The organism is Pseudomonas sp. St290 (assembly GCF_018325805.1).
GTDB classification, from domain to species: domain Bacteria; phylum Pseudomonadota; class Gammaproteobacteria; order Pseudomonadales; family Pseudomonadaceae; genus Aquipseudomonas; species Aquipseudomonas bijieensis.
In genome coordinates this window covers 6118168-6132906 of the sequence record NZ_AP014703.1, presented here as the reverse complement: position 1 = coordinate 6132906, position 14739 = coordinate 6118168, and the positions used below count along the sequence as shown (strand labels likewise).

At 55.1% G+C, this 14739-nt stretch carries 9 protein-coding genes, 2 tRNA genes and 3 rRNA genes; 10 read left to right on the top strand and 4 right to left on the bottom strand.

Translation table 11 applies throughout. The features are described 5' to 3' along the window. Positions 1-30: 30 nt before the first annotated feature. Together PBDP_RS26940 and hemJ are read right to left on the bottom strand one after the other, a co-directional pair. Entirely contained in the window at positions 31-999 is a 969-nt protein-coding gene (locus PBDP_RS26940; protein WP_109754952.1) for an NAD(P)H-dependent flavin oxidoreductase, read from the bottom strand. 35 nt (positions 1000-1034) lie between these two features. Then, positions 1035-1466, bottom strand: a complete 432-nt coding sequence (gene hemJ / locus PBDP_RS26935; RefSeq protein ID WP_109754951.1) for a protoporphyrinogen oxidase HemJ — start codon at positions 1464-1466, stop codon at positions 1035-1037. Between the two features lie 135 nt (positions 1467-1601). Here hemJ and argC point away from each other — a divergent pair, with 135 nt between their 5' ends. After that, on the top strand, positions 1602-2636 hold the full coding sequence (argC, locus tag PBDP_RS26930; RefSeq protein WP_109754950.1) for an N-acetyl-gamma-glutamyl-phosphate reductase: 1035 nt from the start codon (positions 1602-1604) through the stop codon (positions 2634-2636). A gap of 148 nt (positions 2637-2784) precedes the next feature. Then, complete coding sequence (erpA, locus tag PBDP_RS26925; protein WP_003177727.1) at positions 2785-3135, top strand: iron-sulfur cluster insertion protein ErpA; 351 nt, start codon at positions 2785-2787, stop codon at positions 3133-3135. A gap of 67 nt (positions 3136-3202) precedes the next feature. Here erpA and PBDP_RS26920 read toward each other — a convergent pair whose 3' ends face one another. After that, entirely contained in the window at positions 3203-4294 is a 1092-nt protein-coding gene (locus PBDP_RS26920; protein ID WP_212801539.1) for an anhydro-N-acetylmuramic acid kinase, read from the bottom strand. Positions 4295-4296: 2 nt separating this feature from the next. Next, positions 4297-5715 (bottom strand): OapA family protein, encoded by a 1419-nt coding sequence (locus PBDP_RS26915; RefSeq protein ID WP_109754948.1) that lies wholly within the window; start codon positions 5713-5715, stop codon positions 4297-4299. Positions 5716-5927: 212 nt separating this feature from the next. Between PBDP_RS26915 and tyrS the strand changes: the two genes are divergently transcribed. From tyrS to PBDP_RS26875, 8 genes are all read left to right on the top strand, one after another. Further along, a complete protein-coding gene (gene tyrS, locus PBDP_RS26910; RefSeq protein ID WP_116833589.1) occupies positions 5928-7127 on the top strand; it encodes a tyrosine--tRNA ligase in 1200 nt (399 codons plus the stop codon). A gap of 552 nt (positions 7128-7679) precedes the next feature. After that, positions 7680-9216, top strand: a 16S ribosomal RNA gene (locus tag PBDP_RS26905). A gap of 80 nt (positions 9217-9296) precedes the next feature. Further along, positions 9297-9373: transfer RNA gene (locus PBDP_RS26900), tRNA-Ile, on the top strand. A gap of 30 nt (positions 9374-9403) precedes the next feature. Beyond that, positions 9404-9479: transfer RNA gene (locus tag PBDP_RS26895), tRNA-Ala, on the top strand. Positions 9480-9725: 246 nt separating this feature from the next. Beyond that, positions 9726-12617 (top strand): 23S ribosomal RNA (locus PBDP_RS26890). A 171-nt stretch (positions 12618-12788) separates the two neighbouring features. Next, positions 12789-12904 (top strand): 5S ribosomal RNA (gene rrf, locus PBDP_RS26885). Together the 16S, 23S and 5S rRNA genes with 2 tRNA genes alongside form the textbook arrangement of a ribosomal RNA operon. Before the next feature lie 133 nt (positions 12905-13037). Next, positions 13038-13994, top strand: a complete 957-nt coding sequence (birA, locus tag PBDP_RS26880; protein ID WP_025569668.1) for a bifunctional biotin--[acetyl-CoA-carboxylase] ligase/biotin operon repressor BirA — start codon at positions 13038-13040, stop codon at positions 13992-13994. Further along, on the top strand, positions 13984-14733 hold the full coding sequence (locus tag PBDP_RS26875; RefSeq protein WP_109756661.1) for a pantothenate kinase: 750 nt from the start codon (positions 13984-13986) through the stop codon (positions 14731-14733). The genes birA and PBDP_RS26875 overlap by 11 nt, the downstream gene beginning before the upstream one ends. The last annotated feature ends 6 nt before the right edge of the window (positions 14734-14739 follow it).

Below are 14739 nucleotides of genomic sequence, written 5' to 3'. Positions count from 1 at the left end.
AAGTTAATTAACTGTTTTTATGGGGTGGCTTCAGCGGGGCCATTGCCTGCCAAGCTGTGCCGCCCGGGTTTGTGCCTGACGATATTCTTCATCCAGGCGAGCCACCAACTGATCGACGCTGGGCAAATCATCGATTTCACCCACGCCTTGGCCTGCCGACCATACGGTTTTCCAGGCCTTGGCTTCATCGTTCAGCGGCTTGAGTTTCGAGCCGAAATCCACCTCGCCCTTGTTCTGCAGGGCGGCCAGATCGAACCCGGCATTCTCCAGGCTCTGGCGCATGAAACTGGCCGGTACCCCGGACACAGCGGGAGTATGCACGATGTCTGCGGCTCTGGATGTGAGCAACATCTCTTTATAAGCGTCAGGGGCTTGGCTTTCGCTTGTCCCGATAAAGCGCGTACCGAAGTACGCCAGATCCGCACCAAGCAGTTGGGCGGCCAAAATCTGATGGCCGTGATTCAGGCATCCCGCAAGCAGCAAGGTCTTATCGAAAAACTGCCGGATTTCGGCAATCAATGAAAACGGGCTCCAGGTCCCGGCGTGCCCGCCTGCGCCGGCGGCAACGGCGATCAAGCCATCGACACCGGCTTCGGCGGCTTTTTCGGCGTGACGCCGGGTAGTCACGTCGTGGAATACCAGCCCGCCATAGCTGTGGACGGCATCCACCAGTTCCTTCACCGCGCCCAGGCTAGTGATGACAATCGGCACCTTGTGTTCGATGCAGATGGCCAGGTCGGCCTGAAGTCGCGGGTTGCTGTGATGGACGATCAGGTTTACGGCGTAGGGCGCCGGATTTTCCAAGTCTGCCAGACCCGCTTCGATTTCCTCCAGCCAGGCCTTCAAGCCACTGCTTTCACGCTGGTTCAACGCCGGAAAGCTGCCGACGATGCCGTTGCGGCAGCAGGCCAGTACCAGTTGTGGATTGGAAATCAGGAACATCGGTGCCGCCACGACGGGCAGACGCAAGCGTTGTTCAAGCAGAGCGGGCAACGACATTGGAAGTACCCCGGATAATAAATGCTGATTGGAGATTAGAACGGTCGGACGACCACCAGAATTACAATAGCCAGCAATATCAGAACCGGCACTTCATTGAACCAGCGATAAAAGACATGGCTGCGGGTGTTTTCGCCGCGGGCGAAGCGCTTCACCTGGGCGCCGCACATATGGTGGTAACCGATCAGCAGCACGACCAAGGTCAACTTGGCATGCATCCAGGCACCCTGGGTGAAGTAGGCACCGGCGTTGAGACTGAGCAGCCAGATGCCAAATACCAGGGTAGCGATCATTGCCGGGCCCATGATGCCGCGGTACAACTTGCGCTCCATGACGCTGAAGCGTTCTTTGCTGACGCTGTCCTCGCTTTGGGCGTGGTAGACAAACAGGCGAGGCAGGTAGAACAGGCCGGCGAACCAGCAGACCATGCTGACGATGTGAAGTGCTTTGAGCCACAGATAGAGCATTTTTAGTTATTCCAGGAATTCACGGTAGCCCGATAGTAGAGGTTGGAGCGGCCACACGTCACCTTGACGGTTGTCGCCGCGCCTTGCGGCCCCTATCATCGACGGCTTTCCAGTGGGTTCGTTGAGGGCAGGTTTATGGTCAAGGTCGGTATTGTCGGCGGCACGGGTTACACCGGTGTCGAACTGCTGCGTCTGCTGGCACAGCATCCGCAGGCTGAGGTGGTGGTCATCACCTCCCGATCCGAGGCCGGCCTGGCCGTCGCCGACATGTATCCGAACCTGCGGGGCCATTACGACGGCCTGGCGTTCAGCGTCCCGGACATCAAGACCCTCGGCGCCTGCGATGTGGTGTTCTTCGCCACGCCCCATGGTGTTGCTCACGCCCTGGCGGGTGAGCTGCTGGCCGCCGGGACCAAGGTCATCGACCTGTCGGCGGACTTCCGCCTGCAGGACGCCGACGAATGGGCCAAATGGTACGGCCAGCCCCACGGTGCACCGGAACTGCTCGATGAAGCGGTCTACGGCTTGCCGGAAGTCAATCGCGAGAAAATCAAGCAGGCACGGTTGATCGCCGTACCGGGTTGCTATCCGACGGCCACACAGCTGGGGTTCTTGCCTCTGCTTGAAGCGGGCCTTGCCGATGCCTCGCGTCTGATTGCCGACTGCAAATCCGGTGTCAGCGGTGCCGGGCGCGGAGCCAGTGTCGGCTCGCTGTATAGCGAAACCTCGGAAAGCATGAAGGCGTACGCGGTCAAGGGGCATCGGCACCTGCCGGAAATTCGCCAGGGGTTGCGCCGGGCAGCGGGCAAGGATGTCGGCCTGACCTTCGTGCCACACCTGACACCGATGATTCGTGGTATCCACTCCACCCTGTATGCAACCGTCGTCGATCGTTCGGTAGACCTGCAGGCGTTGTTTGAAAAACGTTATGCCAACGAACCGTTCGTCGACGTAATGCCGGCCGGCAGCCACCCGGAAACCCGCAGTGTGCGCGGTGCGAACGTTTGCCGGATTGCCGTGCATCGTCCGCAGGACGGTGATCTGGTAGTGGTGTTGTCGGTTATCGATAACCTGGTCAAGGGCGCGTCCGGCCAGGCCGTTCAGAACCTGAACATTCTGTTCGGGCTGGATGAGCGCCTGGGGTTGTCCCATGCCGGGATGTTGCCGTAACGGCAGCACAAGCTTCAGGTTGGCAGCTACAAGCTTGAGGCTTGTAGCTCGCCGCTGCTCTTCTAAATAGTTGACCAATTTTCTAGGAGAAGCGGATAATGCCCGCCATCACGCATTATGGCGGCGTAAACGCCGGGAGATATTCAGCATGAGCGTCGAAACCTTCACCCCCACGGCTTTGCAATTCACCCACGGTGCGGCGCACAAGGTGAAGAGCCTGGTCGATGAAGAGGGTAATGATCGTTTGAAGCTGCGCGTATTTGTGACGGGCGGCGGTTGTTCAGGTTTTCAGTACGGCTTCACTTTTGATGAAGAAGTGGCCGAAGATGACACCATCGTCGAGCGCGAAGGGGTCAGCCTGGTGGTCGATCCGATGAGCTTCCAGTACCTGGCAGGTGCCGAGGTGGATTATCAGGAAGGTCTGGAAGGCTCGCGCTTCGTGATCAAGAACCCTAACGCGACCACGACCTGTGGGTGCGGTTCTTCGTTCTCGATCTGAGTGCTTCAATAAAAAACGCCGCAGTGCCTTAGGCCCTGCGGCGTTTTTTTGTCCGTGATTATTGGATTCAGGCCGGATAGATGGCGCCGAGCACGCGCAGGCCACGAGCGCCGGTGACACTTGGGCGGTTGCCCGGGATACCTTCAAGGCAACAATGGGCAAGCCAGGCGAAAGCCATGGCTTCAACCCAATCCGGGTCTACGCCGTACACGGCGGTACTGCTGACTTTGGCATCCGGCAGCAAGTCAGACAGGCGCGTCATGAGCGTGTGGTTGTGCGCACCGCCGCCACAGACCAGCAACTCCTGAGTAGTGGGCTGGGCATGTCGGAGTGATTCGACGATGGTCATGGCTGTCAGTTCGAGCAGCGTCGCCTGCACGTCTTCTGGAGCGAAGGCTGGCAACTGCGACAGATGCTGGCTCAGCCAAGGCAGGTTGAATACTTCACGCCCGGTACTCTTCGGGCCTTTGGTGACGAAGAAAGGGTCGCTCAGCAGTGTCTTGAGCAGGACAGGCTCGACTTTTCCGCTGGCAGCCCATTGGCCATCGCGATCGAAATGCTCGCCTCGTTGTTGATGTATCCAGGCATCGAGCAATACGTTGCCTGGGCCACAGTCGAAACCGGCTACGGGTTTCGCCGGCTCTATCAGGCTGAGATTGCTGAAACCGCCGACATTCAGCACGGCGCGATTGCCGATTCGTTCTTCGAACAGTGCTTCGTGAAATGCCGGAACCAGCGGGGCGCCTTGTCCTCCGGCGGCAACATCACGGCTGCGGAAATCGCTGACGACGGCGATGCCAGTCAACTCGCTCAACAGGGCCGGATTGCCAATCTGTACGGTAAATCCACGGGCCGGTTCATGGCGGATGGTCTGGCCGTGGCTGCCAATCGCCGTGATGTCCTCAGGCTTGAGGTTCTGTTCGTCGAGCAGGGTATGGATACCCTGTGCGGCCAGCTTTACCCAACTTTGCTGGGCGATGGCGGAGCGGGCGATCTCATCGGGCCCGCTGCTGCACAGTCCAAGCAGCTCGGTGCGCAGGGCGGTGGGCATCGGAATGTAGTGCGTGGCGATCAATTTGATCGCCGGAGTCAGTTCGACCAGTGCGATATCCAAACCATCCAGGCTGGTCCCGGACATCACACCGATATAGAGCGCCATGCTTAGCGCTTGCTCGAGGCCAGCATGGTGGCTTTCTCTTGATCCATGCGAGCCATCAACGGTTGGCTTTGAGCCAGGAAGCGCGCGCGCTCGGCCTTGGCGATCGGATCGGCCATCGGCAATTTCTGGCCTAGCGGATCGACGTGGACACCGTTGACCTGGAATTCATAGTGCAAGTGCGGGCCGGTGGACAGGCCGGTAGTACCGATGTATCCGATCACCTGGCCTTGCTTGACGGTACCACCCGTCTTCACGCCTTTGGCGAAGCCCTGCATGTGGCCGTATAGCGTGCGGTAGGTATTGCCGTGCTGGATGATCACGGTGTTGCCATAACCGCCGCGACGTCCGGCCAGCAATACCTTGCCGTCGCCGGCAGCCTTGATTGGCGTGCCACGGGGAGCTGCGTAGTCGACACCTTTATGGGCGCGGATCTTGTTCAGAATCGGATGCTTGCGGCCGGCGGAGAACTTCGAGCTGATGCGAGCAAAATCAACCGGTGTACGGATGAACGCCTTGCGCATGCTGTTGCCGTCGGCGGTGTAGTAGCTGCTGTTGCCTTGCTTGTTGGTGTAGCGCACCGCGGTGTACGTCTTGCCGCGGTTGGTGAAGCGCGCGGAAAGAATCGGGCCATTGCCGACGCTCTTGCCGTTGACCACTTTCTGCTCATAGATGACGTCGAATTCGTCACCCTGGCGAATGTCCTGGGCGAAGTCGATGTCGTAGCCAAATACGCTGGCCATGTCCATGGTGAGGCTATGGGAAAGGCCGGCGCGTGCAGCTGACTGAGACAATGAACTATTGATCACGCCATGAACATAGGCCGAGCGAACAGTGGGCTTGGCGGTGACGCGGTTGAATACATAACCCTTGTCGTTTTTGGTCAGGGTGATGCTTTCCAGGTCGCTCAGCTTGGTGTGCAGATTGGTCAGCTGTCCGTCTGGATTGAGTTCGAATTCGAGTTTCTGGCCACGTTGTAGTTGCGTGAATTGCTTGGCTTGCTTGTCGCTGGCCAGGATTTCATGGACCGAAGTCGAGGGCAGGCCAACCTTTTCGAAGAGGGTGGAAAGCGTGTCGCCCTTGGCAACGATCACTTCGCGATGGTCTGGTCCTTTCTTTTCTTCTGCAACAGGCGCTTGTGCCTGAGCGGCGGCCTCGGTGTTGTCTTGCGGGCTGTTTTCAATCTGCGCAAAAGGGGAAGCGGCTGGTTCGTTTGTGGCTTGAACGGCTTCGGGGGCGTCTTGTTCTTGTGTCAGTTGTTCAGCAGGACTTTCCAGTTCCAGACTCAGAGTCGTCTTTTTGGCTTCAACATCGCTGGAGGGAAACACCAGGAGCGCCAGGCTAAGGAGGGCTGCGATGCCGCTTGCGGCAAGCAGGTGGGTCTTTGGGTAAAGCGGTGGCGCTTTAGACGGTTCTGTGGTCATAAGTAATTTTGACTTTTGAAAAGATGAATTGGAAAAGATGAATGACATGATGAAGATGAAATAACTGTATAAAATATAACCAAAACCCCTGCGAAGCAAGCCCGCGGACGCTCTGTTCTGTGGATTGGCGTCCGCGCGCCGGGCAAACCTTGTATTTGGTGCGCGATCTTGTATGGTTGGGGCCCTTTGAATCTGAGCCTTACGGGTCTGTTATGAAGTCGGTTGAAGAGCAGCTAGCGCTGATCAAACGTGGTGCGGAAGAACTGTTGGTCGAGTCCGAGCTGATCGAAAAGCTCAAGCGCGGGCAGCCGCTGCGTATCAAGGCCGGTTTCGATCCGACGGCGCCCGATCTGCACTTGGGTCATACCGTGCTTATTAATAAGCTGCGCCAGTTTCAGGATCTGGGGCACCAGGTCATCTTCCTTATAGGTGACTTCACCGGGATGATCGGTGATCCGAGCGGCAAGAGTGCCACGCGCCCACCGCTGACCCGTGAGCAGGTTCTCGATAACGCCGAGACCTACAAGACTCAGGTTTTCAAGATTCTTGATCCGGCCAAGACTGAAGTGGCTTTCAACTCCACGTGGATGGATCAAATGGGGCCGGCGGATTTCATTCGCCTGACGTCCCAATACACCGTGGCTCGCATGCTCGAGCGCGATGACTTCGACAAGCGCTATAAAACCAATCAGCCAATTGCCATTCATGAGTTCCTTTACCCGCTTGTACAGGGTTATGACTCGGTCGCGTTGCGCGCGGATGTTGAGCTCGGCGGCACCGACCAGAAGTTCAATCTGTTGATGGGGCGTGAGTTGCAGCGCGGTTATGGTCAGGAGGCGCAGTGCATTCTCACCATGCCTTTGCTGGAAGGTCTGGATGGCGTGAAAAAGATGTCCAAGTCGTTGGGTAACTACGTAGGTATCCAGGAAGCCCCGGGGGTCATGTACAGCAAGCTGGTTTCCATTCCTGATGTGCTGATGTGGCGTTACTTCGAGCTGTTGAGTTTCCGGTCCATGGAAGAGATCAATGCCTTCCGTGCCGATGTCGAGGCGGGGGCCAATCCGCGGGACATCAAGATCAAGTTGGCCGAAGAGATCGTTGCTCGCTTCCATGGTGAGGAGGCTGCGGCCAATGCCCATCGTGCGGCGGGTAATCGTATGAAGGACGGCGAACTGCCGGATGATCTGCCAGAGATCGAGTTGACTGCTGCCGAGGATATGCCGATTGCGGCAGTCCTTAATAAGGCGGGCCTGGTCAAGAATGCTGCGGTGGCGCGAGATCTCCTGGGTTCGGGTGGCGTGCGTATAGATGGTGAGGTGGTGGATCGCACCTATATATATGCGTTGGGTTCTACCCATGTTTGCCAGGCCGGCAAGAAAGCTTTCGCGCGAATTACGCTGAAATCCGAATAAAGCTGAAAATAGGTGTTGACGGCAAATTCTGGACGTCTATAATTCGCCCCACTTCCGGCGCAGTCGAAACGGAAAACTCCTTGATATTCAATGAGTTAAGTGGTTTTCGAAGGGGTCGGGCTTCAGTTCATCGAAGCCAGGAAGTAGCTGATAGGGCAGTGTGGGTTTGGTCTTGTCAGCGGTTCGATCTTCTCGGTCGAAAGCGGTGAAAAAGAGGTGTTGACAGCAGCGAGTAACGCTGTAGAATTCGCCTCCCGCTAACGAGAGATCGGAAGCGCAAGTGGTTGAAGTTGAAAAGGAAACTTTGAAAACTTCTGAAAATAACCGCTTGACAGATGCACCGGGCGCTGTAGAATGCGCGCCTCGGTTGAGACGAAAGCTCTTAACCAACCGCTCTTTAACAACTGAATCAAGCAATTCGTGTGGGTGCTTGTGGAGTCAGACTGCTAGTCAACAGATTATCAGCATCACAAGTTACTCCGCGAGAAATCAAAGATGTAACCAACGATTGCTGAGCCAAGTTTAGGGTTTTCTCAAAACCCAAAGATGTTTGAACTGAAGAGTTTGATCATGGCTCAGATTGAACGCTGGCGGCAGGCCTAACACATGCAAGTCGAGCGGTAGAGAGGTGCTTGCACCTCTTGAGAGCGGCGGACGGGTGAGTAATGCCTAGGAATCTGCCTGGTAGTGGGGGATAACGCTCGGAAACGGACGCTAATACCGCATACGTCCTACGGGAGAAAGCAGGGGACCTTCGGGCCTTGCGCTATCAGATGAGCCTAGGTCGGATTAGCTAGTTGGTGAGGTAATGGCTCACCAAGGCGACGATCCGTAACTGGTCTGAGAGGATGATCAGTCACACTGGAACTGAGACACGGTCCAGACTCCTACGGGAGGCAGCAGTGGGGAATATTGGACAATGGGCGAAAGCCTGATCCAGCCATGCCGCGTGTGTGAAGAAGGTCTTCGGATTGTAAAGCACTTTAAGTTGGGAGGAAGGGCATTAACCTAATACGTTAGTGTTTTGACGTTACCGACAGAATAAGCACCGGCTAACTCTGTGCCAGCAGCCGCGGTAATACAGAGGGTGCAAGCGTTAATCGGAATTACTGGGCGTAAAGCGCGCGTAGGTGGTTCGTTAAGTTGGATGTGAAAGCCCCGGGCTCAACCTGGGAACTGCATTCAAAACTGTCGAGCTAGAGTATGGTAGAGGGTGGTGGAATTTCCTGTGTAGCGGTGAAATGCGTAGATATAGGAAGGAACACCAGTGGCGAAGGCGACCACCTGGACTGATACTGACACTGAGGTGCGAAAGCGTGGGGAGCAAACAGGATTAGATACCCTGGTAGTCCACGCCGTAAACGATGTCAACTAGCCGTTGGGAGCCTTGAGCTCTTAGTGGCGCAGCTAACGCATTAAGTTGACCGCCTGGGGAGTACGGCCGCAAGGTTAAAACTCAAATGAATTGACGGGGGCCCGCACAAGCGGTGGAGCATGTGGTTTAATTCGAAGCAACGCGAAGAACCTTACCAGGCCTTGACATCCAATGAACTTTCCAGAGATGGATTGGTGCCTTCGGGAACATTGAGACAGGTGCTGCATGGCTGTCGTCAGCTCGTGTCGTGAGATGTTGGGTTAAGTCCCGTAACGAGCGCAACCCTTGTCCTTAGTTACCAGCACGTTATGGTGGGCACTCTAAGGAGACTGCCGGTGACAAACCGGAGGAAGGTGGGGATGACGTCAAGTCATCATGGCCCTTACGGCCTGGGCTACACACGTGCTACAATGGTCGGTACAGAGGGTTGCCAAGCCGCGAGGTGGAGCTAATCCCACAAAACCGATCGTAGTCCGGATCGCAGTCTGCAACTCGACTGCGTGAAGTCGGAATCGCTAGTAATCGCGAATCAGAATGTCGCGGTGAATACGTTCCCGGGCCTTGTACACACCGCCCGTCACACCATGGGAGTGGGTTGCACCAGAAGTAGCTAGTCTAACCTTCGGGGGGACGGTTACCACGGTGTGATTCATGACTGGGGTGAAGTCGTAACAAGGTAGCCGTAGGGGAACCTGCGGCTGGATCACCTCCTTAATCGACGACTCAGCTGCTCCATGAGCTCCCACACGAATTGCTTGATTCATTGAAGAAGACGAAAGAAGCAGCCCGAAATTGGGTCTGTAGCTCAGTTGGTTAGAGCGCACCCCTGATAAGGGTGAGGTCGGCAGTTCGAATCTGCCCAGACCCACCAATTTTGTGTGGGAAACGCCTGTAGAAATACGGGGCCATAGCTCAGCTGGGAGAGCGCCTGCCTTGCACGCAGGAGGTCAGCGGTTCGATCCCGCTTGGCTCCACCACTACTGCTTCGATTGTATAAAGCTTAGAAATGAGCATTCCATCGGTTCGATGGTGAATGTTGATTTCTAGTCTTTGACTAGTTCGTTCTTTAAAAATTTGGGTATGTGATAGAAAGATAGACTGAACGTTACTTTCACTGGTAACGGCTCAGGCTAAGGTAAAATTTGTGAGTTGCTCTCATGAGCAAGATCGAATTTTCGGCGAATGTCGTCTTCACAGTATAACCAGATTGCTTGGGGTTATATGGTCAAGTGAAGAAGCGCATACGGTGGATGCCTTGGCAGTCAGAGGCGATGAAAGACGTGGTAGCCTGCGAAAAGCTTCGGGGAGTCGGCAAACAGACTTTGATCCGGAGATGTCTGAATGGGGGAACCCAGCCATCATAAGATGGTTATCTTGTACTGAATACATAGGTGCAAGAAGCGAACCAGGGGAACTGAAACATCTAAGTACCCTGAGGAAAAGAAATCAACCGAGATTCCCTTAGTAGTGGCGAGCGAACGGGGACTAGCCCTTAAGCTTCTTTGATTTTAGCGGAACGCTCTGGAAAGTGCGGCCATAGTGGGTGATAGCCCTGTACGCGAAAGGATCTTAGAAGTGAAATCGAGTAGGACGGAGCACGAGAAACTTTGTCTGAATATGGGGGGACCATCCTCCAAGGCTAAATACTACTGACTGACCGATAGTGAACTAGTACCGTGAGGGAAAGGCGAAAAGAACCCCGGAGAGGGGAGTGAAATAGATCCTGAAACCGTATGCGTACAAGCAGTGGGAGCCCACTTTGTTGGGTGACTGCGTACCTTTTGTATAATGGGTCAGCGACTTATTTTCAGTGGCGAGCTTAACCGAATAGGGGAGGCGTAGCGAAAGCGAGTCTTAATAGGGCGTCTAGTCGCTGGGAATAGACCCGAAACCGGGCGATCTATCCATGGGCAGGTTGAAGGTTAGGTAACACTGACTGGAGGACCGAACCGACTACCGTTGAAAAGTTAGCGGATGACCTGTGGATCGGAGTGAAAGGCTAATCAAGCTCGGAGATAGCTGGTTCTCCTCGAAAGCTATTTAGGTAGCGCCTCATGTATCACTGTAGGGGGTAGAGCACTGTTTCGGCTAGGGGGTCATCCCGACTTACCAAACCGATGCAAACTCCGAATACCTACAAGTGCCGAGCATGGGAGACACACGGCGGGTGCTAACGTCCGTCGTGAAAAGGGAAACAACCCAGACCGTCAGCTAAGGTCCCAAAGTTATGGTTAAGTGGGAAACGATGTGGGAAGGCTTAGACAGCTAGGAGGTTGGCTTAGAAGCAGCCACCCTTTAAAGAAAGCGTAATAGCTCACTAGTCGAGTCGGCCTGCGCGGAAGATGTAACGGGGCTCAAACCATACACCGAAGCTACGGGTATCACGTAAGTGATGCGGTAGAGGAGCGTTCTGTAAGCCTGTGAAGGTGAGTTGAGAAGCTTGCTGGAGGTATCAGAAGTGCGAATGCTGACATGAGTAACGACAATGGGTGTGAAAAACACCCACGCCGAAAGACCAAGGTTTCCTGCGCAACGTTAATCGACGCAGGGTTAGTCGGTCCCTAAGGCGAGGCTGAAAAGCGTAGTCGATGGAAAACAGGTTAATATTCCTGTACTTCTGGTTATTGCGATGGAGGGACGGAGAAGGCTAGGCCAGCTTGGCGTTGGTTGTCCAAGTTTAAGGTGGTAGGCTGGAATCTTAGGTAAATCCGGGATTCTAAGGCCGAGAGCTGATGACGAGTTACCCTTTGGGTGACGAAGTGGTTGATGCCATGCTTCCAAGAAAAGCTTCTAAGCTTCAGGTAACCAGGAACCGTACCCCAAACCGACACAGGTGGTTGGGTAGAGAATACCAAGGCGCTTGAGAGAACTCGGGTGAAGGAACTAGGCAAAATGGCACCGTAACTTCGGGAGAAGGTGCGCCGGTGAGGGTGAAGCACTTGCTGCGTAAGCCCACGCCGGTCGAAGATACCAGGCCGCTGCGACTGTTTATTAAAAACACAGCACTCTGCAAACACGAAAGTGGACGTATAGGGTGTGACGCCTGCCCGGTGCCGGAAGGTTAATTGATGGGGTTAGCTAACGCGAAGCTCTTGATCGAAGCCCCGGTAAACGGCGGCCGTAACTATAACGGTCCTAAGGTAGCGAAATTCCTTGTCGGGTAAGTTCCGACCTGCACGAATGGCGTAACGATGGCGGCGCTGTCTCCACCCGAGACTCAGTGAAATTGAAATCGCTGTGAAGATGCAGTGTATCCGCGGCTAGACGGAAAGACCCCGTGAACCTTTACTATAGCTTTGCACTGGACTTTGAATTTGCTTGTGTAGGATAGGTGGGAGGCTTTGAAGCGTGGACGCCAGTTCGCGTGGAGCCATCCTTGAAATACCACCCTGGCAACTTTGAGGTTCTAACTCAGGTCCGTTATCCGGATCGAGGACAGTGTATGGTGGGTAGTTTGACTGGGGCGGTCTCCTCCTAAAGAGTAACGGAGGAGTACGAAGGTGCGCTCAGACCGGTCGGAAATCGGTCGTAGAGTATAAAGGCAAAAGCGCGCTTGACTGCGAGACAGACACGTCGAGCAGGTACGAAAGTAGGTCTTAGTGATCCGGTGGTTCTGTATGGAAGGGCCATCGCTCAACGGATAAAAGGTACTCCGGGGATAACAGGCTGATACCGCCCAAGAGTTCATATCGACGGCGGTGTTTGGCACCTCGATGTCGGCTCATCACATCCTGGGGCTGAAGCCGGTCCCAAGGGTATGGCTGTTCGCCATTTAAAGTGGTACGCGAGCTGGGTTTAGAACGTCGTGAGACAGTTCGGTCCCTATCTGCCGTGGACGTTTGAGATTTGAGAGGGGCTGCTCCTAGTACGAGAGGACCGGAGTGGACGAACCTCTGGTGTTCCGGTTGTCACGCCAGTGGCATTGCCGGGTAGCTATGTTCGGAAAAGATAACCGCTGAAAGCATCTAAGCGGGAAACTTGCCTCAAGATGAGATCTCACTGGGACCTTGAGTCCCCTGAAGGGCCGTCGAAGACTACGACGTTGATAGGCAGGGTGTGTAAGCGCTGTGAGGCGTTGAGCTAACCTGTACTAATTGCCCGTGAGGCTTGACCATATAACACCCAAGCAATTTGTAACTCCAAGCTGAAGAGCGAAGAGACCAGATTGCGGTGTGTGAAGACGAAACGAACCGAAAGTTCGCATCGCTCACGAACGCAACACACAAATCTATCGCATGCCCATTCGCTGGCACGTGACCGCAAGGCACGCACCGGCTCCCGAATTTCTTGACGACCATAGAGCATTGGAACCACCTGATCCCATCCCGAACTCAGCAGTGAAACGATGCATCGCCGATGGTAGTGTGGGGTTTCCCCATGTGAGAGTAGGTCATCGTCAAGATTAAATTCCGAAACCCCTATCTGCTGATGCAGGTAGGGGTTTTGTTTTGCCCGCAGGAAAGTCATTTTGTGTTTCTATGCAACGGTCTTGCGCATAGCTATCATGCGGGCCTCATTATCAGGGCTCAGTCCGCATGCTCACGTTGCTAAAACTTCTGAAGGATGGTCGCTTTCATTCAGGGCAGGCGCTGGGTGCTGCGTTGGGTATCAGTCGTAGTGCTGTATGGAAGCAATTGCAGCACTTGGAGGCAGAATTAGGGCTGTCTGTTCATAAGGTTCGAGGTAGGGGGTATCAGTTGGCCAAGCCCCTGTTGCTTCTGGATGCCGCTGAGATCTGTGCAAAAGGTCTTCAGGAGTGGCCTGTCCATATCTTTGACTCTATCGACTCTACTAACGCCGAGGCGCTGCGTTTCATCGAGCGCGGGGTGGCGGCGCCATTCATGGTTTTGGCGGAACGACAGATGGCTGGCCGTGGTCGTCGTGGTCGTAAGTGGGTCAGCCCATTTGCCGAAAATCTCTACCACAGCCTGGTGTTACGCATTGACGGCGGCATGCGCCAGATCGAAGGGCTAAGCCTGGTCGTCGGACTTGCTGTCATGCACGCCCTGCGCGATATGGGCATCGCCGAGGCGGGGCTGAAATGGCCCAATGATGTCCTGGTGGGAGAGAAGAAGATCGCTGGCATTTTGCTTGAATTGGTGGGGGATCCCGCGGACGTTTGCCATGTTGTCCTGGGCGTGGGGATAAATGTGAATATGCAATCGACCGATGAGGTCGACCAGCAATGGACGTCCATGTGTCTTGAAGCGAGAAGGGATTTTGATCGAAATGAGTTGGTGGCACGATTGGGTGCGACGCTTCAGCACTATCTAAGGCTTCATCATGCGTCGGGATTTTCCGCAATACAGTCGGAGTGGGAGCAATACCATCTTTGGCAGGGGCGGGCTGTATCCCTGATTGCTGGTGTTAACAAAATTGACGGTATTGTGCTGGGTATCGATCACCAGGGTGCGTTGCGTTTGAAGGTAGAGGGTGTGGAAAAAAACTTTAGCGGTGGTGAGCTCAGTCTGAGGTTGCGTAATGATTCTTGAGCTTGACTGCGGCAATAGCTTTATCAAATGGCGTGTTCTTCAGGCTGACGGAGTGACGCCGGTCGAAGGTGGTGTGGTCAGCTCTGACAGCGATCTGTTGGCAAGTTTGAGCAATGCCGACAAGTTCCAGCTCAAGAAATGCCGTCTCGTTAGTGTGAGAACCCTGGAGGAGACAGACTCCTTGGTCGCCTCTTTGGTGGATGTGTTTGGGGTGTCGGTGGCGCGTGCTGTGCCTGCCCGGGAGATGGCCGGGGTAAGAAATGGCTACGAGGATTACGAGCGGTTGGGGCTCGATCGGTGGCTGGCCCTGCTTGGTGGGTTCCGTCTCGCTTCGGGCGCGTGCCTGGTGCTTGATTTTGGTACTGCCATTACCGCTGATTTTGTGGCGGCGGACGGTGAACATCTCGGTGGATTTATTTGCCCAGGCATGCCCCTGATGCGTAACCAATTGCGTACCCATACGCGAAGAATTCGCTATGACGATATAGCAGCGGAGCGAGCCCATGAGAGTCTCGCTCCAGGTCGTACGACTGTCGAGGCGGTTGAGCGTGGTTGCATGCTGATGCTCCGAGGGTTTGTCCTGACTCAACTTGAATTGGCACAGCAGTATTGGGGAAAGGATTTCGTGGTGTTTCTCACCGGAGGGGACGCCAATCTGGTCTCGGGGGTTGTTCCTGATGCCAGGGTAGTGCCCGACCTGGTTTTTGTCGGTTTGGCGATGGCCTGTCCTTTGTCTTGAGGTTTC